The organism is Nonomuraea maheshkhaliensis, assembly GCF_039529435.1.
Lineage (GTDB): Bacteria > Actinomycetota > Actinomycetes > Streptosporangiales > Streptosporangiaceae > Nonomuraea > Nonomuraea maheshkhaliensis.
On record NZ_BAAAMU010000008.1, the window covers coordinates 82,982 to 100,516 of the forward strand.

Genomic DNA, 17,535 nt, shown 5'->3' on the forward strand with positions numbered 1-17,535 from the left:
GTCCTGGTTCTCCAGGGCAGGTCATCCGAGACGACTGTGATCGGGGGACCGTCGTGACACTGTATGACGAGCTTCTCGCCGGACTCGGAGACTCAGGACTGGAACAGATCGCCGGCATGCTCGGCTCCGACACGCTCACGGCCCGCAAGGTCATCGAGGCCGTGTCGGGCACGATCGTCGGCGGCCTGGCCCGCAACGCCGAGCACCCGGACGGCGCCGACGCCCTGCTCGGGGCGCTGGACGACCACAGGGACGCCGACCCCTTCAACGGTGACGTGGCCTCGCTGACGAGAGACGGGCACAGCATCCTCGGTCACGTCCTGGGCGGTCAGGGGACCGAGCTGGCCGCGTCCCAGCTCTCGCGGCTGGCCGGGGTCGACTCGGGGACCATCATGAAGCTCATGCCCCTCATCGCCCCCATGATCTTGTCCCTGCTGGCCGGTCGCGCCGCCAGCCGCGACATGGACCCCGCCGCCCTGGCCGACGACCTCGAACGCGAACGCGCCTCGGTGCCCGGCGGGCTGGGGGAGCTGCTGGACGGGATCCTGGGCGACATCTTCGGCGGGGCCGTGCCGCGGCAGATGGGGCCGTACGAGCCGCGCATCGACCCGTACCGGACCGAACATGAGATACCCCCCTCCAGCGGCACCTCAGGAAGGGGCCACGGCGCGACACCGGCCACGGGCGGGGCCGAACGCGGGCTGACGCCGGGTACGGCGCGGGGCGAGCGCGGGATGACCTCCAGGGGCGAGCGTGGGGCGGCACCGGGCACGGCGGACCCCGACTGGTGACCGGTAGGCTGTGCCGGTGATCGTTCTGGCCTCAGCTTCCTCCGCCCGCCTGGCCCTCCTCCGCAGCGCCGGTCTCGACCCGAAGGTGATCGTCAGCGGGGTCGACGAGGACTCCTTCTCCGCCCACTCTCCAGCCGCGCTCAGCCTGGTGCTGGCCAAGGCCAAGGCGGAGGCGGTCGCGAGCGAGCTCGAAGAGGGGCTGGTCATCGGCTGCGACTCGATCCTGGAGCTCGACGGGCGCCCGTACGGCAAGCCCGGCACCCGCGAGGAGGCCGTGGAGCGCTGGCGGCTGATGCGCGGCCGCACGGGCCGCCTCGTCACCGGCCACTGCGTGATCGACGTGCCGGCCGGCCGGCAGGCGGCCGAGGTGGCCACCACGGTCGTGCACTTCGGCCAGCCGTCCGAGGACGAGATCGCCACCTACGTCGCCAGCGACGAGCCGCTCAACCTGGCCGGGGCGTTCAGCATCGAAGGGCGGGGCGGCTGGTTCGTCGAGGGCATCGAGGGCGACCACGGAAACGTGCTCGGCATCTCGCTCCCCCTGCTGCGCGACCTCTTCGCCGAACTCGGCTACGCGGTGACGTCGTTCTGGCGCTAGCCTGCCGGTCATGCGATCAGTGCGTGACTTCACGGCCGGCATCGGCTTCTTCCTCCAAGGGGTCGGATGGGTCGCCAAGAACACCCGATGGTGGTTGTTCGGCCTGATTCCGGCGTTGATCGCGTTCGCCGTCTACGTGGTGGCGCTGATCTTCCTCGGCACCAACGCGTCCGAACTGGCCGAGTTCCTGACGCCGTTCGCGGACACATGGGGTTGGCGGGACCTGTTCCGCACGCTGATGGGCATCCTGCTCTTCCTCGGCGGGCTGGCGCTGGCGGTGATCACGTTCGCGGCGCTCACGCTGGCGATCGGGGAGCCGTTCTACGAGAAGCTCTCGGCCGCGGTGGACCCGCTGGAGACGGAGGACGAGCAGCCGTGGTGGCGTACGCTGCCGCGCTCGATCCGGGACAGCCTGGTGACGCTCCTCTATGTACTGATGTTCACCATTCCGCTGTTCCTGCTGGGATTCGTCCCGGTGGTGGGGCAGACGGTGGTGCCGGTGCTCGGGGCCGCCGTGTCCGGCTTCTTCCTGACGGTCGAGCTCACGACACTGGCCATGGAACGCCGCGGCCTGGCCCGCAAGCAGCGCTTCGCGCTCCTGCGCGGGAACAAGGCGAGTGCGCTGGGGTTCGGGGTGGCGGTGTTCCTGCTGTTCCTGGTGCCGTTCGTGGCCGTGGTGGCGATGCCGGCCGCTGTGGCGGGCGCCGCCCTCCTCGTACGCACCCACCTGACCCCCGCCCCCGGCCCTACCCCCTGAACCCACTCCTCCCGGCTGGAAGCCTCACCCTGACCCCACCGCCTCGGCCCGAGCCTCACTCGACCTTTCCCTGAACGCGCCCGCCCACGCCGACCCACCGGCCTCGTCTGCGTCGCTCGGGTCCACCTGCGCGCGCCCGCCTGGGCTGAACGCCGTTCGTCCGGGGTCGCCCTGCCCCTGCCTACCCCGCCCCCGGCCCGCCTGCTCGGCCTGAGTCTCGCTCGGCTGGGTCCGGCAGCCGACAGCAGTCCGCCTGGCTCAGCCGCGTTGTCGGAGCGAAGGACGCCGGCCACGGCGGTGGACGATGGTGTGCCGGGCGCGGTCAGCCTGCCGAATCGGATGCCCCGCCCGCCTCCTGGCCCGGCCACTTTGTCCGACGGCAATCCGCCTCAGCGGACGCCATTCGATGCCCTCCATCGGTCGAGTCCTACTAGTTGGTCCTATGTCGGCTGTGGACAGCCCTCCGTCATCCACAGAACCGCGTTCGGCCCATCGCCGTCCAACTCGTCCACGGCATCCTCTCGGCCCATGACGACCAACCACCCAGCCCCCACCCCGATCCACGCCCCCACCCCAACCCACGCCCGCACCCCAACCCACGCCCGCACCCCAACCCACGCCCGCACCCCTGACCCCGTTCCGGCCCCGACAGGCCCTGGCTCCAGAACCAGCCCCGTCCATGGCAGCCCCTTCCAGGGCGGCTCTGTCTCCACGATCGGCTCAACCGCCCAGGGCGGCCCAACCACCGACCCCGGCTCCGTTGCCAACCCCAACCCCGTCACCAACGGCGGCCCTGCTGGTGACTCCAGCCCTACGAACGGCAGCCCTGCTGGTGGCGCCAGTCACGTCGCCCACGGCGGAACTGTCGACCACCACACCGACTCTGTCGCTCAGGGCGCTACCGGCGGCGACCTCGGTCCCGTGACTCAGGCGCAAGGCAGCACTGCCGGTGGCCCCCGTCCGCACGGGAGCGGCAGCCGCGTGCCCAGCCCGGAAGGGGACCCCAACCGCGAGCCTGTCATCGACCATCACCGCCCTCACAGTCAGCGTGGCCGGCACCGCAAAGACCCGCTCCCCTTCACCCCTGACACAACCCCCGCCCCCGATCTCCCACAGGACTTCTCGACCTTCGACACCGATGCCTGCCTCACCCTGAGAAGCCCGACCGACGTCCTGGCCGCCGTCCCCTACCTGGTCGGCTTCCACCCCACCAGCAGCCTCGTAGTCGTGGGCCTCGCACGCGGTCAGGCCAAGATGGTGGCCAGGTGGGGCCTGCCGTTCCCGCCGGGCACCCTCGACGCCCTCGCACCCCTCTTCGAACGCGAAGGCGTCACGGAGATCGTCGTGATCGGCTACGGCCCGGGGGAGCTGGTCACCCCGGCAGCCGACGAGGCCAGGCGGCTCGCGGCCAAGTCAGGGGTGCGGGTGGGCGAGGCGCTGCGAGCCCACGAGGGCCGTTATTGGTCGTACGTCTGCGACCTGGCGACGTGCTGCCCGGCGGAAGGCACCCCGTACGACCCCTCCACCAGCCAGATAGCGGCTGAAGCCACCGTCCGCGGCCTGGTGGCCCTCCCGGACCGCGAGTCCCTGGAGCGCACGCTGGCCCCCATCACGGGGCCGGTACGGATGGCGATGCGCCGGGCCACGGCCGAAGCGATCGCCGACTTCCGCACCCGGCTGATGGCCGCCACCGACCTCGACGCCTTCGCCGCGCGGTTCGTCTCCGACGGCCTGGAACGGGTCCGGGCCGCGCTGAAGACCCACTCCGAGGGCGGCCGGCTGGACGATCTGGAGGCGGCGAAACTCGGCCTGGACCTGGTCATCATGAGGGTGCGCGATGAGGGCTGGACCCTCATGGAAGACTCTCACGCCCCGCTCTGGAAAGACCTGACCCGCAGGCTGGAGCCCCGCTTCGTGCCACCGGCCGCGTCGCTGCTGGCCATAGCGGCCTGGCGGGAGGGCAACAACGTTCAGGCCACCATCGCCCTCGAACGCGCCCTCGCCGCCGACCCGACCTACTCGATGGCCAACCTGCTCATGCACGCCCTGCAGAACCTGCTCTCGCCGGCCATCCTCCGAGGCCGCCTCCCGACCCCCGCGGAACTCGACGCCACCATGGGCCCCGCCACCGCCGTCTGGCTGCTCCCCCTGGTCAACCTCCTCGACGACGAGGACCCACCCCCCGCCCTCCAATAATCTCCGCATCACGGAAGCGAAGAGCAGAGCCGAAGGAGAAAGAGAACGAAGGAAGCACAGGGGCGGGAAACCCCTGTGCTGTCGACCTCACCCGGGCCGGCTCATGCGTACCGAAGAAAGGGGAAAGGAGCCGCCTCAGAGACTGCCTTCTTCCTTCTTACGGCGTTCGTTGTAGGCGCGCATGCGTGGCGGGTAACCCGTGAGCTGCACGTCGTACACCGGAAGGGCAAGGTCGCGGGCGACCTTGCGGATCACCGCGGGCGAACCCACCCTGCGCCGGGTCCACTCGCCGTCGTCGGCCACCGCCACAGCGGTCGTGTCGGTGGCAAAGGTTTCTGGCTCGACATAAAACTCGACACCACGCCGCGAACGGGCGAAGGCGATAAGAGCCTCGATGTCGGCGTCTGTCGCCTCGCGGTCGAACTTCGCGATCTTGCGGCCGCGCAGTCGACGAATGCCGTAGCGGTCTCGCCATCTCATGAATCCTTTTTATACCGTCTGGAGCCCTCGCGTCGGGGATGATCTAGGGGACAGATCGGGGATTCTCCCGATGGCATCGAAGGTTCGGCGGACGCAGTATGTGAGGAGACAGCTCGATTCTCAAAGGAGAGGCATGGCGATTATGGCTGGGGTACCCAAGACCCCCGGGCCGGGACAGGTGCCGCCAGCTCATCTGCGCGTCACCCACCAGGACCGTGAACACGTGGTCGAGCACGTCAAGACCGCCTACGCGGAGGGTCGCCTCGACGAGCTCGAGTTCGACGACCGGTTGGAGCGCGCCATGACCGCGCGCACCCACGGCGACCTGATGCCCATCATGAAGGAGCTGTACGGCACCGCGCCCGTTCCCCGGGCCGCTCCGGCGCCGACCCCGGCTCGTCCTCAGGGTACGACGGAGAGCAACGAGCGTCTCGGCGCCGCCCTGGCGCACATGCTGCCCATCGTCGGTTTCCCGATTCTCGGGCCGCTGCTCCTGATGCTCACCGGCGGCAAGACCTCGCCGTACATCCGCTCGCAGGCCGTCGAAGCGCTCAACTTCCAGATCACGGTCGTCGGCGCCTCGATCCTGCTGCCGTTGACCATCATCGGAACCCTGCTCGTTCCCGTTATTTGGGTCGTGGCCGTCGTCCTTTCGGTCGTCGCCGGTGTCTCGGCCCTCTCGGGCGGCGATTACCGCTATCCGATGACGATCCGTCTTGTGAAGTGACCTGGCGGGGAGGGGCTGTCAGCGGTTTCCGCGGCACAACCCCCTCTCCACGCCGTCGCGAAGGCGCTCGCGTCGTCCGCCAGGTGTTCGGTCGGTCGCGCGACGTCCATTCACGTTCGGGTTGGGAGCGTCGTCCGGGCCGCGAACGGTGCGGGCGGACGGCGATGACGAGATCGGTGTGAGCTGATGGTGGGTCGGGGGTGATGGAGGTTGGTATGGGCTCGCCGCCCCCGTCTCCATGCCTCTCGGCTTCTCCAGTGCGGGGGTGATGGAGGTCGGTACGGGCTCGCCGCCCCCGTCTCCATGCCTCTCGGCTTCTCCAGTGCGGGGGTGATGGAGGTCGGTACGGGCTCGCCGCCTCCGCCTCCATGGCTCCCGGCCTCTCCGGCGCGGGACTCTCACCGCCTGGCTAGATGATCACTCAGACGGACCCGGCCGGGCTCGCGTTCAGCGGTTTCATCGATCCCGGGCCTGGCCGTCGATGATGGCGGTCACCTGGTGAATCTTCCACGCAATTAGCTAGGTTGCCGTCACTTCGTTTGATTCTCACAGGGAGTGGCGGCCGTGCGGCAACAGCACAAGACCTTTCGGGCGATCGAGGTCGGCGACGGCGGCGACGGGCGGTGGGCCGCTCACGCGCGGGCCCTGTGGCAGGGCATGGAGGGCCTGCTGACCGCGGAGGGCCGGACTCCGGAGGGCGCGGACCGCGTCCGGGCGCTGTTCCGTGCGCACATGCCGGAACTGGTTCCGGTTCTGAACCGCCTGACCGGCCAGCTCGACCGGCCCGAGGCGGAAGCCTTCCTCACCCATGCGGCACTGCGGCCGTTCTCTCCGGCCTGCACCCAGATCGGCAGGGACGGCATTCTGCTCCGCAACTATGACTTCCCGCCCGATCAGTGCGAGGGCACCATCGTCTCCTCCTGCTTCCTGCGCCCCGTGATCGGGATGCAGGACCTGCTGTGGGGCCTGCTGGACGGGATGAACGACGCCGGCCTCGCGGTCTCGCTCACCTACGGCGGACGTTCCGTCTACGGACGCGGCTTCGCCATTCTCATCGTGGTGCGCTACCTGCTGGAGACGTGCGACACCGTCGATGAGGCGGTCGGCAGGCTGCGGACCCTGCCGATCGCCGTCCCTCAGAACCTCACCCTGGTCGATCCCGCGAAGGCGGTGACGGTGTTCGTCGGGCCGGACATGTCGCCGACGATGGCGCCGGATGCCTGCGCCGCCAATCACCAGCACCTGCCGGTGACCGACGAGCAGGAGCGGGACATGCGGACGCGGGAGCGGCTGCACGCCATCCGCGCCGCGGGTGCTGACGTGGCGGCGATGCTGAAGCCGCCGCTGTATCGATCCCTCGACGAGCAGGGAACGGTGACGCTCTACACCGCCTGCTACCAGCCCGTTGAGGGCCGTGTGACGTATTACTGGCCCGGTGAGTCCTGGCACCAGTCCTTCGGTGACTTCACCCCCGGATTCCGCACCGTGGGCTGGGGCCGGGTCGGCTGAGAGACCTTCCGGACTCCTGCTCACCCCTGCGCGAGATCGGGCCGGCCATGCGTCCGGTGCCGATCTATCGAGCGTCTTGCCGGGGAGGCCGGCAGTCACAGGTGAAGCGGGCCGAGGTTCCGTACGGTCTGGGCGAGTGCGCGGATGGCGGCGTTCTCGGCGCGCCACACCAGACCGTAGGCCAGAGGTTCGGAGTCGGCGAAGGGCGGCCAGGCGATGTCCGGGCGGTTCCGGTAGCGGGCGGAGTGGGCGGGCAGGGCGTTGACGACCTCGCCGAAGCTGGCCAGGGAGAGCAGTTCCTCCATGTGGGTGACGAGCGGGCCGCGCACGATCCGGTTGCCGCGCGCGGTGTGTGAGGGGAGGAACCGTCCGCCCAGTAGCCGGGGACCTGTGGCGTGTCGCTGTGCTGGAAGTCGGCGGCATCTCGATCGAGGCGGCTGGGCGGGTGGCCAGTTCGTGATCCACGGAGACGGCCGGCATCCGGGGGCCGGTGAACAGGACCGGTCCAACGGTGAGGTCTGGCTCCTCGACGGGCAGTCAGGTGACCAGGACATCCACCGTGCCGTCGCGGAGAACCGCGAGGGGGTCGATGAAGGGGGCATGGCCGATGCGCAGCTCCCACTGCGGGTACTGGGTCCGGAACGCCTGCCAGTGGCCGCGCAGGTCGTGGGCGTTGCTGGGGATCATGCCGACGCGGAGCACATCGGCCTTGCCCTTGGCGGCGAGACCGGCCCGCCGCATGCTCTCGTGCGGTTCCTGGTAGAGCGGCCGGAGGTCGTCTCGCAACTGCTCGCCGATCGGCGTCAGCCGTACGCTGCGGTGGTCCGGTAGAAGAGGTCGGCGCCGATCGTCCGTTCCTGCTTCTTGATCACCTGGCTCACTCGCGCGTGAGTGATGTGCAGCCGCTCAGCGGTCCGGCCGAAGTGCAGTTCTTCGGCGAGCGTCAGGAAGATCTCGACGTCGCGAAGTTCCACGTCCGCCTTCCGCCGGTAAGTCGCGCTTACCGCAGCATAGCGAAATGCCTCGTTGATCCTGATTGGCGGCAAATCCACCATGTGGAGAGTTGTTGAAACGGGCGAGGAGAAAGGCCATGACGTACCGAGCGCGGGTCGTGATCGCCGGGGGTGGGCGGTTCGCCGGTGGCGTCGATCGACGAGCTCACGGACGGGGCCAACGGGCCGAACTCGCGGGTGGCAGGGGTCGGTCGAGTACGGGTCATCGCCGAGATGGTGGGAAGGCCACTGGGGTTCGGGGAACTGGCTCGCGGGCGGTTTCGCAGGCAACTGCGCCGGCACGGCGTGCCCGCTTAACCACGGCGTGCCCGCTCCAGCACGGCGTGCCCGCTCCACGAGGGCGTGTCCGCTCCCGCGAGCGACGCCATGGGCAACACGGGCTCGCCGCCCGAGACGGCAAGACCGTACCGGTCCTGCCGGCGATCGGCGGGAACGGCGGGTGGCCGGTCTGTATCTACGGGTGTGGGGTCGTTAGCTGGGTTCGAGGCGGTATGGCTGTGCCGGCCCTGTCGGCGGCTGGTGGGGTCGTTACACGGCCACTCTCGTGCCTGCGGATGTGGGACCGACTTCCGCGTCTGAGACGGTATTGCCATGCCGGTCCTGCGAGTGCTCGGTGAGATCGTCGGGTGGCCGACCTGTATCTGCAGGTATGGGTCGTCTTCCGGTGTCCGGGGCGGCCGAGACCGTTCAGGCCCTGCCGGCGATCGGCGCGATCGTTGGGTGGCTGGCCTGTGCCCGCGGGGGTGGGGATGTCTTCCGGGTCTGGGACGGCATGGCCTCGCCGGTCCCACTGGTGTTCGGCGGGACCGCCGGATGGCCGCGCTGTGTCTGCAGGTGGGGCGTCTTCTTCTACGTCCAGGACTTCGGCTCTGTGCCGGCCTGGTGCTCCGTTCATCTATCGACTGAAAGTGAGAATCGCCATGATTTTGATCACCGGGGCCAACGGCGTCGTGGGACGTCAAGTGATGAGGCAACTGCTCCACGACGGCATCCCCGTTGCCGGGGTCACTCGCGGTCCCGCCGAGTCCCCGTTCCCTGAGGGCGTGAAAGCCGTCAGCGGAGATCTGTTCCGTCCTCAGTGGATCGAGGCGGCGCTGGAAGGGGTGGAAGGCATCCAGATCAGCCCGCGCGCCACCGGGCCCGGACTCGGCGAGCTGCTGAAGCTGGCCGCCGGGCAGGGCGTGCGGCGCGTGGTGCTGCTGTCGGCCACCACCGTGGAGCATCCGGCCGGGGAAGCTCGCTTCGCCGCTCAGTTCAAGCTCGCCGAGGACCTCGTCACCGGCTCCGGCCTGGACTGGACGGTGCTGCGCCTGGCCGACTTCGCCGCCAACGCCCTGGCCTGGGCGCCTCAGCTCAGGGCTGGTGACGTGGTGCGCGGCGCGTACGGCAAGGCGGCGACCTCCCCGATTCACGAAACCGACATCGCGGCAGTCGCCGTACAAGCACTCCGTAGCCGCGACCACGCGGGCAAGACGTACACGCTGACCGGGCCGGAGTCGCTCGACCAGTACGAGAAGGTGCGACTCATCGGCGCCGCCACCGGCCGGACGCTGGCCTTCCAGGAGCTCCCGCCCGAGCAGGTACGGCAAGGCATGCTCGCTCAGGGGCTGCCCGAGGAGGTTCCGGCCCGCCTGCTCGGCTCTCTGGCCGACTACGCCACCCGTTCCGGTCCCACCACCGCAACCGTGCAAGACCTCCTGGGCCGCCCCGCGCTCACCTTCGCCGACTGGGCCCGCGACAACGCATCCGCCTTCAGCGGCGGCTGACCGGCACCCGATCAAACGGCCCCCGGTGCGCTCACCGAGGGGTCCTGGCCAAGCGATGGCTGCTGTCGCCCGGCGTACTGCCTGACGTGCCGAGATCTGCGGCGCGCGCTCGAACGACTCGGGATCTGCGGCGCGCGTCCGAACGGCTACTCGGCGCGGCGGTGTGGTGGTGCGGGCCGCGAAGCACTGCCAGCCACAGGGAGATTCCGGCCGCCACTGCCCGCAGCGACCGAGGCGTCCTCACCCGGCGCCAGCTCGTCGCGACGCCCGTCCACGATCGGTCGTTCTCCGCGTGCGCAAGGTCGCAGCGGGTGGTTTCACCTCCCGTGTAAGCATATTGAACAGACAGGTCTGTATAGTGAGGGGCGTTTGTTGCATACCAAGAGATAAGTGACCCCATGAGCTGCACATCCGCCACCTCTCCTCGCCTCGCCCCGACCAAGCAGCCCCCCACCGACGCGGCCCCACGCCGCGAGCTAGGCCCCAGAGCGTCCATCGCCGTACTGGCCTCCATGTTGGTGTCGTTCCTGGGATCGTCCAGCGCGCCGACCCCCCTCTACGCCGTCTACCAGCAGCATTGGGGCTTCTCGCCCATCACCACCACCATCGTCTTCGGCGTGTACGCGCTAGCCGTCCTGTCCTCACTCCTGATCTCCGGCAGGGTCTCCGACCAGGTCGGCCGGCGCCCGGTCCTCCTGACGGCCCTGATCGTGCAGGTGGTGGCCATGGTCGTGTTCATCGCCGCTGACAGCGTGGGCGCATTGCTGGCCGGCCGGGTCCTCCAGGGGCTGAGCGCGGGCGTGGCGGTCGGTGCGATCGGCGCCGGGATGCTCGACATCGACGCGCGCAAGGGCGGCTTCCTCAACTCCTTCGCACCGCTGATGGGCACCGTGGCCGGCGTCCTGGCCTCCGGGCTGATCGTGCGGTACCTGCCGGCGCCCACCCGTCTCGTCTACGCGATCCTGCTCGGGATCTTCGTGCTGCAGGCGCTGGCCGTGCTGGCGCTGAAGGAGACGGTCAGCCGGCGGCCGGGCGCGCTGGCCGGCATGGTCCCCGAGTTCAAGCTGCCCAGGTCGGCGCGCCCGGCGATCGCGATCGCCGCACCGCTGATGTTCGCGGTGTGGGCGCTCAGCGGCCTGTACGGCGCGTTCGGCCCGGCCATCATGCGGACCCTGCTGCACTCCACCTCCGTGCTGTGGGGCGGTCTGCCCCTGTTCGTCCTCGCGGCTGCCGCCGGTCTGGCCGTCGTGCTGCTGCGCGGGGCCAGGAAGCAGGTCATGCTGCGGACCAGCATCAGCACACTGGTCGTCGGCGTACTGATCACCCTGCTGTCCATCGCCTCGGGCGACGGCGGCACACTGTCCGCGATCGGGTTCTTCGTCGGCGCCGCGATCTCCGGCGTCGGTTTCGGCGCCGGGTTCCAGGGCGGCATCAGGCTGGTCGTCCCGCAGGCGCGGTCGCACGAACGAGCCGGCGTCCTCTCCCTCCTGTACGTCGTCTGCTACGTCGGCCTGGGCGTTCCCGCCGTGATCGCCGGCATGCTGGTCGTGTACGGCGGCGGCCTGGTGCGGACGTCCGAGGAGTACGGCATCGCCGTCATCGTGCTGGCCCTCGTGGCCCTGACGGTGCTTGTGCTCAGCGGCCGTCGCGCCGAACGGAGGCCGGTGAGCCCCGGTTACCAGGAGAGCGCGGTACAGGTCTCAGAGGGCTGATGGATCTTTGCGAGCGCTAGAGTAGACAGGTCTGTCTAACAGGCGACTCTTCAAGGTCAGAGTGAACAGGTCTACCCGAAGGATGGTGGCAGCCATGGCGGCCAGGACCGCGGCCAAGGCGTCCGCACGTGAGCGGCTTCTGGAGGCGGCTGACGAGCTGTTCTACAGCGAAGGCATACAGACCGTCGGCATCGACCGGGTGATCGAGCACGCCGGGGTGGCCAAGGCGTCGCTCTACAACACCTTCAAGAGCAAGGAGGGCCTGGTCTGCGCCTACCTCGAACACCGCTTCGCGCGCAGGAGAGACCGGGTCGCCCGCGCCATGACCCGCTTCCGCACCCCGCGCGAGCAGGTGCTCGGCGTCTTCGACGCGCTGGGTGAGACGTTCACGGACCCTCAGTACAACGGCTGCGCCTTCGCGCGGGCGACCTCGGAGGCGCCGGAGGACAGCGCCATCCGCAAGGTCGCCGAGGATTATCGCGTCTGGATCCGCGACCTCTTCGCCGGGCTGCTCGCCGCGTCCGGATGCGCCGACCCCGACACCCTGGCCCGCCAGTTCCTTCTGCTGTACGACGGCGCGGCGCAGTCCGCGAACCTGGACCATGACCCCTCGGCCGCCACGACCGCCCGCGCAGCCGCATCCGTCCTCCTCGACGCGGCCCCGCTCGAGACGCCCACCCCGTAGGAACGGCGCCCCGGGCAGGGCGTGCTCACCCCGTGGGAGGCCGGCCCCGGTCGGATCACCGAGTGGCCCGGCGCGTCCCCCTCATGCGGGGCAGCGCTGTCGAAGACACGTATGACGCTCGGAGACTCTCATGACCAGCACGAACACCTTCACCGAAGCCCAGAAGGGCCCGGGCGTGACCACCGCCGCGACGACCAGTGCGCACACCCCGGGCGCCTCCGCCACGCGACAGGACCCGGCCACGGAAGGGACCGGGGCCCACGCGTCCTTCGGCTCGCTCAAACGGATCGAGGCGGGCCTGCTGGACGTCGGCTACGCCGAGCTGGGCCCCGCGGACGGCCCGGCGGTCGTCCTGCTGCACGGATGGCCGTACGACATCCACAACTTCGCCGGCGCCGCACCGCACATGGCGGCCGAGGGCTACCGCGTGATCGTGCCCTACCTGCGCGGCTTCGGCACCACCCGGTTCCGTTCCGACGAGACGTTCGGCAACGGTCAGCAGGTGGCGGTCGCTCTCGACATCATCGCGCTGATGGACGCCCTGCGGATCGGCAAGGCCGTGCTCGCCGGCTTCGACTGGGGCGCGCGGACCGCCACCGTCGTCGGAGCCCTGTGGCCCGAACGCCGCACGGTCCTGGTCCCGGTGAGCGGCTACCGCATCACCGACCTGCGCGACAACCTCCGGCCCAAGTCCCCCGAGGCCGAACGCGCATGGTGGTACATGTTCTACTTCGGCACCCCGCGCGGCGAGAACGCCATGGAGGACAGGGCCACGCGCAGCGACCTGACGCGATACCTCCGGAAACGCGTCTCGCCGACCTGGGACTTCGACGACGCCACCTTCGCGCGCACCGCCGCCGCCTTCGACAACCCCGACCACGTCGCCGTCGTGCTGCACTACTACCGCTGGCGGCTCGGCCTCGCCGACGGCGAACGCCGCTACGACCAGTACGAGGAGCGACTCGCCGCGCGTCCGGTCGTCACGGTTCCGACCATCGCCATCGACGGGGGCAGTGACCCGTTCACGGACCCGCCCGTCGACGGCTCCGCGTGGCGCGACAGATTCACCGGAAAGTACGAGCACCGTCTACTGAAGGACGTCGGCCACAACCTGCCCCAGGAGGCTCCGACGGGGTTCGCCCAGGCCGTCATCGACGCCGGCCGCCTCTGATCGGGCCCCGGCCGATGCCGGCCGCTGTGGCTCAGACCTCAGTGGGAGCCCGCCGCTTCTGGGCCGGCGGTCGAGTCGCTTACGTGGCGCGAAGACGACGGTCGTGGCGTCAGTGGGCCAGAACCTCGTACTTCACCCGCATGACCCCGGCGCTGACGTCGCCGATGGCGGCGAAGGCGGCCCTGGACAGGTCGAGGCAGCGGCCGCCGACGTACGGACCCCGGTCATTGATGCGGACGGTCACCGACTCGCCGCTGTGCGGGTTCGTGACGCGTACCTTGCTGCCCAGCGGCAGGGTCTTGTGCGCGGCGGTCATGGCGGCGGGGTTGAAGCGCTCACCGCTGGCCGTCATCTGAGGCTCGCCGTAATACGAGGCGCCGCACCTGCCGGACGACAGCACCCGGAACTCCGGCTTCTTCACCTCGTTCCTGACGGTCCTGGCCGCCGGCTCCGGGGCGCTGGTCTCCCGCTCCGAGGTCTCGGCGGACGCGGAGGCTCCGGTCGCGCGCGGGGTTCCGGTCGGTCGCGGGGAACGGGTGCTCTTCGGCTTGGACGCGCCCTGCGGCTGCTGGGGTGCCGCGCCCTGGTTCGGGGGCTTGGGTACGGAGTCCGTCTTGGTGCTGCCGGGGACGGCGGAGGGCGGGTCCGGGGTCGTCGCCGCGCGCTTGGAGGAGTCGTCGTTGCCGATGGCCGCCCAGGCGGTGGTCGAGGCGGCTGCCACGACGGCCGCACCGATCGCGACGGTGGTCCAGCGGCGCTTGTTCGCGGACGACTTGCGGGCGTCGGGGGACGGCGTGCGGGAGTGCTGGCCCAAGGTAAACCACGGTCCTCAGTAGGGGAAAGGGCGAGGAAAGGCCGGACCGTGGGGGAGCGAGGGCGTCGCGGCGGCCGATCCGTCGGCGGGGGCAGGGGCCCCGCGCGGCGAGCACGAACATATGCGACAAATGCCAGGTAAACACAACTTAATGGGATGTTCAGTGAAATATCTCACTTACGCCACAAGAGTGCCCAGATCGCCAAGCGTAGGCCATGGATCTTCGCGTTTCAGGCGAACGTCGCAACGGGTCAGGTGCGGGATGGGCATGGTGCCCGGGAGGAAGCGGAAGGAGTGAGGGGCGGGCGGGTGGTGCCGCCTACAGCATGAGGGAACGTACCGTGTCGACCGTGTCGGCGTCCTCGACGCGCTTGTCGGGCCGATAACGGAGCACGCGGGCGAAACGCAGCGCCATGCCGCCCGGATAGCGGGGCGAGCGCTGCACCCCGTCGAAGGCGATCTCCACCACGAGCTCAGGCCGCAGGGCGACCGTCCACTCGTCCGTCGGGCCCTCCGCCAGCTCAAGGAAGCGCTCGGTCTGCCAGGCCAGCAGCTCGTCCGTCAGGCCCTTGAAGGTCTTGCCGAGCATCACGAACCCGCCCTCCGGGTCGCGCGCGCCCAAATGAAGGTTGGACAGTTTGCCCTCGCGCCGCCCGTGGCCCCATTCGGCGGCCAGGACCACGAGGTCGAGCGTGTGACGGGGCTTGACCTTGATCCAGCCCGCTCCCCGCCGCCCGGCCGCGTAGGGGGAGGTGAGGGACTTGACGACCAGGCCCTCGTGGCCCGCCCTGACCACGTCGGTGAAGAACTTCTCCGCCTCCGCCACGTCCCCCGTCACCAGCCGCGGCGTCAGCAGACCCGGCGGGACCGCGCCGGCCAGGGCCTCCTGGCGCTGGGAGTAGGGCAGGTCGAGCAGGTCGGCGCCGTCGACGCGCAGGGCGTCGAAGAAGAACACGCTCAGCGGCGTCTGCTCGCGCAACCGCTCGACGTTGGTCTTGCTGGAGACACGGCTCGCGGTCACCTGGAACGGGTGCGGCCGGCCGTCGGGCCGCAGGGCGAGCACCTCGCCGTCGAGGACCAGGTCGTCGGAGGGCATGGCGAGGACCGCCTCGACCAGCTCGGGGACCTGCGCGGTGATGTCGTCGAGCGTACGGGTGAAGACCTTCACGGCCGAAGGGCCGCAGCGGTGGGCCTGCACGCGTACGCCGTCGAGCTTCCACTCCAGCGCCGCCGGCGTGCCGGCCTTCTCCAGGGCGGCGGCCACGTTGGGCGCGCTGCCCGCCAGCATCGGTGAGACCGCACGCCCCACCTCCAGCCGGAACGCGCGCAGCGCCTCGACCCCGCCGCCCAGCGCCGCCGCCCCGACGGCGGGGAGCCAGCCGCGCAGGGTGAGCGCCCGCCGCACGTCGGCGGACGGCGCGCCGGACGCCTTGGCCACGGCCTCGATCATGACGCCGTCGAGCGCGCCCTGCCGCAGCTCGCCGTGCAGCAACCGGCTCATGAACTGCTGCTCCTGGCTCGTGAGGCCCGCGAACAGCTCGGCCACCAGGGCCCTGCGGGCCGCCTGCGAGCCCTGGCCTGACACGGCCTTGATCCGGCTCAGCAGCTCGTCGACCGCCGTCAGCGTGGCGGTGGCGGCCAGCTTGGGCTGCGGGATGTCCTCCAGCGTGCGCCAGCCCACCCCCACCTGCCGCTGCGGCAGCTCACCCGAAAGGTAGGAGATGGCGATCTCCGCCTCGTCAGGGCCGACCCGGCCCAGCAGCTCCGCCAGATGGCCGATCTTGCCGAGCCTGGCGGACGTGCGCGTCACCGCCTCCGAAACCCGCACCACGTCGATCAGAAGCACACGCCTATGGTGCCTCAAGCAGGTGACATTTCCCTACCCGATATCGGCATACCCGCGGAGTGTGTCGGCGCGGCCGACGAATCTGGCGATAAGAGGGCGAAGCGAGTGGGTGAGCGGTGGGCCGTGCCGGCGCCGGATCGTGGAAGCCGACCGGCGCCGGGCACGCCGTACCGCGCGGGGCGACGGAACGAGGCGTCGCGCCGCGTGAAGCGGTGGGACGTCGGGTGGACGTCACACCGCGGATGGCGGACGGGACGTCAGCTCACGCCGAGCAGGTCGACGACGAAGATGAGCGTCTCCTTCGGCTTGATGCGCGGCGGGGCGCCACGGTCGCCGTAGCCGAGGTGCGGCGGGATGACGAGCTTGCGCCGGCCGCCGACCTTCATGCCCGCGACGCCCTGGTCCCAGCCCCCGATGACGCGCCCGGCGCCGAGCGGGAACTCGAACGGCTGGCCGCGGTTCCACGACGCGTCGAACTCCTCCCCGGACGAGAACGAGACGCCCACGTAATGGACGCGGACGGTCTGACCGGGCTTGGCCTCGGGGCCGTCGCCCACGGTCAGGTCCTCGATCTCCAGGTCGGCGGGCGGGTTGCCCCCCGGGAAGTCGATCTCGGGCTTTTCGAGTGCCACGAAGTGCTCCTGTTGACGATTGTTGTCGATGAGAACGGACCCGACGACTCTATGCGGTCGGGATATGGTCGTCGTTCATGGCCGCCCTTTCGCCCGACACGATCCTGCTCACCGGCCGCGTGGCCGTCGTCACCGGAGCGGCCAGAGGCATCGGGCTGGCCACGGCGCGGGCGTTCGCGGCCTTGGGCGCTCACGTCGCGGTCTGCGACCGCGACAAGCCGGAGGCCGAGCTGGCCATGACGCTCGACGTGCGCGACCACGTGGCGGTCGAGGTCTTCGCCCAGGCCGTACGCGAGCGCTGGGGCCGGGTGGACGTGCTGGTCAACAACGCGGGCGGCACCTTCCACGCCGGGTTCGCCGAGACCTCGGCGCGCGGCGAGCAGATCCTGATCGAGGAGAACTTCACCCAGGTCACCGGCATGATCAGGCGGTTGCTGCCGTTGATGCCGCCGGGCGCGTCGATCATCAACGTGACGTCGAGCGAGGCGCACCAGGCGGCGCCGGGGTTCGCGGTGTACGCCGCGATGAAGGCCGGTCTGGAGAGCCTGACGAAGTCGCTGGCGCTGGAGCTGGCCCCCAGAGGCATCAGGGTGAACGCGATCGCGCCCGACGCGATCCAGACGGAGGGGGAGTCGGGCGTGCGGGCGCGCATGCTGGCCGGCTCGCTGCCCTACGAGCCGGTACGCGTGCCGCCGCTGGGCCACCTGGGCGATCCAGGCGACGCCGCGGCGGCGGCCGTGTTCCTGGCCGGCGATCTGGCCAGGTTCGTGACGGGGACGACGCTGCACGTGGACGGCGGCATCAACGCGGCGGGCGGCTGGCGTAGATCCTGACGCCG

At 70.2% G+C, this 17,535-nt stretch carries 18 protein-coding genes; 11 read left to right on the forward strand and 7 right to left on the reverse strand.

Features of this window, described 5'->3' with window-relative positions; all coding sequences use genetic code 11:
• Positions 1–53 precede the first annotated feature (53 nt).
• The 4 genes from ABFX54_RS08065 (at position 54) to ABFX54_RS08080 (ending at position 4,342) form a co-directional block, all read left to right on the forward strand.
• Positions 54–791 carry a DUF937 domain-containing protein gene (locus ABFX54_RS08065; RefSeq protein ID WP_346102772.1) on the forward strand — a complete coding sequence of 246 codons (738 nt, stop codon included), beginning with the start codon at positions 54–56 and terminating at the stop codon, positions 789–791.
• A 16-nt stretch (positions 792–807) separates the two neighbouring features.
• Positions 808–1,389: a Maf family protein gene (locus tag ABFX54_RS08070; protein ID WP_346102774.1), complete on the forward strand. Its 582-nt coding sequence runs from the start codon at positions 808–810 to the stop codon at positions 1,387–1,389.
• A gap of 10 nt (positions 1,390–1,399) precedes the next feature.
• The gene (locus ABFX54_RS08075; protein ID WP_346102775.1) at positions 1,400–2,146 is read left to right on the forward strand and encodes an EI24 domain-containing protein; all 747 of its coding nucleotides are present in this window, start codon (positions 1,400–1,402) and stop codon (positions 2,144–2,146) included.
• 981 nt (positions 2,147–3,127) lie between these two features.
• Positions 3,128–4,342, forward strand: coding sequence for a DUF4192 domain-containing protein (locus ABFX54_RS08080; RefSeq protein ID WP_346102777.1), 1,215 nt, complete (start codon positions 3,128–3,130; stop codon positions 4,340–4,342).
• Between the two features lie 135 nt (positions 4,343–4,477).
• Here the strand turns inward: ABFX54_RS08080 and ABFX54_RS08085 are convergent, their stop codons facing one another.
• Positions 4,478–4,822: a hypothetical protein gene (locus tag ABFX54_RS08085; RefSeq protein WP_346102779.1), complete on the reverse strand. Its 345-nt coding sequence runs from the start codon at positions 4,820–4,822 to the stop codon at positions 4,478–4,480.
• Positions 4,823–4,955: 133 nt separating this feature from the next.
• On the opposite strand from ABFX54_RS08085, the gene ABFX54_RS08090 reads away from it, so the two are divergent.
• Positions 4,956–5,549, forward strand: a complete 594-nt coding sequence (locus ABFX54_RS08090) for a DUF1707 and DUF4870 domain-containing protein (RefSeq protein ID WP_346102780.1) — start codon at positions 4,956–4,958, stop codon at positions 5,547–5,549.
• 564 nt (positions 5,550–6,113) lie between these two features.
• Positions 6,114–7,058 (forward strand): C45 family autoproteolytic acyltransferase/hydrolase, encoded by a 945-nt coding sequence (locus ABFX54_RS08095; RefSeq protein WP_346102782.1) that lies wholly within the window; start codon positions 6,114–6,116, stop codon positions 7,056–7,058.
• 95 nt (positions 7,059–7,153) lie between these two features.
• Here the strand turns inward: ABFX54_RS08095 and ABFX54_RS08100 are convergent, their stop codons facing one another.
• From ABFX54_RS08100 to ABFX54_RS08110, 3 genes are all read right to left on the reverse strand, one after another.
• Positions 7,154–7,387: a hypothetical protein gene (locus tag ABFX54_RS08100; protein ID WP_346102783.1), complete on the reverse strand. Its 234-nt coding sequence runs from the start codon at positions 7,385–7,387 to the stop codon at positions 7,154–7,156.
• A gap of 208 nt (positions 7,388–7,595) precedes the next feature.
• Positions 7,596–7,844 carry a hypothetical protein gene (locus tag ABFX54_RS08105; RefSeq protein WP_346102785.1) on the reverse strand — a complete coding sequence of 83 codons (249 nt, stop codon included), beginning with the start codon at positions 7,842–7,844 and terminating at the stop codon, positions 7,596–7,598.
• 17 nt (positions 7,845–7,861) lie between these two features.
• Complete coding sequence (locus ABFX54_RS08110; RefSeq protein WP_346102787.1) at positions 7,862–8,113, reverse strand: helix-turn-helix domain-containing protein; 252 nt, start codon at positions 8,111–8,113, stop codon at positions 7,862–7,864.
• Between the two features lie 878 nt (positions 8,114–8,991).
• On the opposite strand from ABFX54_RS08110, the gene ABFX54_RS08115 reads away from it, so the two are divergent.
• The 4 genes from ABFX54_RS08115 (at position 8,992) to ABFX54_RS08130 (ending at position 13,405) form a co-directional block, all read left to right on the forward strand.
• Positions 8,992–9,837 carry an NAD(P)H-binding protein gene (locus tag ABFX54_RS08115; RefSeq protein ID WP_346102789.1) on the forward strand — a complete coding sequence of 282 codons (846 nt, stop codon included), beginning with the start codon at positions 8,992–8,994 and terminating at the stop codon, positions 9,835–9,837.
• 398 nt (positions 9,838–10,235) lie between these two features.
• Entirely contained in the window at positions 10,236–11,549 is a 1,314-nt protein-coding gene (locus tag ABFX54_RS08120; protein ID WP_346102790.1) for an MFS transporter, read from the forward strand.
• 94 nt (positions 11,550–11,643) lie between these two features.
• On the forward strand, positions 11,644–12,234 hold the full coding sequence (locus tag ABFX54_RS08125) for a TetR/AcrR family transcriptional regulator (RefSeq protein WP_346102792.1): 591 nt from the start codon (positions 11,644–11,646) through the stop codon (positions 12,232–12,234).
• 130 nt (positions 12,235–12,364) lie between these two features.
• Positions 12,365–13,405 carry an alpha/beta fold hydrolase gene (locus ABFX54_RS08130; protein WP_346102794.1) on the forward strand — a complete coding sequence of 347 codons (1,041 nt, stop codon included), beginning with the start codon at positions 12,365–12,367 and terminating at the stop codon, positions 13,403–13,405.
• 109 nt (positions 13,406–13,514) lie between these two features.
• Here ABFX54_RS08130 and ABFX54_RS08135 read toward each other — a convergent pair whose 3' ends face one another.
• The 3 genes from ABFX54_RS08135 to ABFX54_RS08145 form a co-directional block, all read right to left on the reverse strand.
• Complete coding sequence (locus ABFX54_RS08135; RefSeq protein WP_346102795.1) at positions 13,515–14,219, reverse strand: septal ring lytic transglycosylase RlpA family protein; 705 nt, start codon at positions 14,217–14,219, stop codon at positions 13,515–13,517.
• 319 nt (positions 14,220–14,538) lie between these two features.
• Positions 14,539–16,065: an ATP-dependent DNA ligase gene (locus ABFX54_RS08140; protein WP_346102797.1), complete on the reverse strand. Its 1,527-nt coding sequence runs from the start codon at positions 16,063–16,065 to the stop codon at positions 14,539–14,541.
• A gap of 257 nt (positions 16,066–16,322) precedes the next feature.
• Complete coding sequence (locus ABFX54_RS08145) at positions 16,323–16,697, reverse strand: FKBP-type peptidyl-prolyl cis-trans isomerase (RefSeq protein WP_346102799.1); 375 nt, start codon at positions 16,695–16,697, stop codon at positions 16,323–16,325.
• 77 nt (positions 16,698–16,774) lie between these two features.
• Between ABFX54_RS08145 and ABFX54_RS08150 the strand changes: the two genes are divergently transcribed.
• Entirely contained in the window at positions 16,775–17,530 is a 756-nt protein-coding gene (locus ABFX54_RS08150) for an SDR family NAD(P)-dependent oxidoreductase (RefSeq protein ID WP_346102801.1), read from the forward strand.
• Positions 17,531–17,535 lie beyond the last annotated feature (5 nt).

Excerpts from the sequence above, each read along its gene's own strand:
- ABFX54_RS08075 (WP_346102775.1), top strand. The coding sequence starts at position 1,400 with ATGCGATCAGTGCGTGACTTCACGGCCGGCATCGGCTTCTTCCTCCAA.
- ABFX54_RS08085 (WP_346102779.1), bottom strand. The coding sequence starts at position 4,822 with ATGAGATGGCGAGACCGCTACGGCATTCGTCGACTGCGCGGCCGCAAG.
- ABFX54_RS08090 (WP_346102780.1), top strand. The coding sequence starts at position 4,956 with ATGGCGATTATGGCTGGGGTACCCAAGACCCCCGGGCCGGGACAGGTG.
- ABFX54_RS08110 (WP_346102787.1), bottom strand. The coding sequence starts at position 8,113 with ATGGTGGATTTGCCGCCAATCAGGATCAACGAGGCATTTCGCTATGCT.
- ABFX54_RS08115 (WP_346102789.1), top strand. The coding sequence starts at position 8,992 with ATGATTTTGATCACCGGGGCCAACGGCGTCGTGGGACGTCAAGTGATG.
- ABFX54_RS08120 (WP_346102790.1), top strand. The coding sequence starts at position 10,236 with ATGAGCTGCACATCCGCCACCTCTCCTCGCCTCGCCCCGACCAAGCAG.
- ABFX54_RS08125 (WP_346102792.1), top strand. The coding sequence starts at position 11,644 with ATGGCGGCCAGGACCGCGGCCAAGGCGTCCGCACGTGAGCGGCTTCTG.
- ABFX54_RS08130 (WP_346102794.1), top strand. The coding sequence starts at position 12,365 with ATGACCAGCACGAACACCTTCACCGAAGCCCAGAAGGGCCCGGGCGTG.
- ABFX54_RS08150 (WP_346102801.1), top strand. The coding sequence starts at position 16,775 with ATGGCCGCCCTTTCGCCCGACACGATCCTGCTCACCGGCCGCGTGGCC.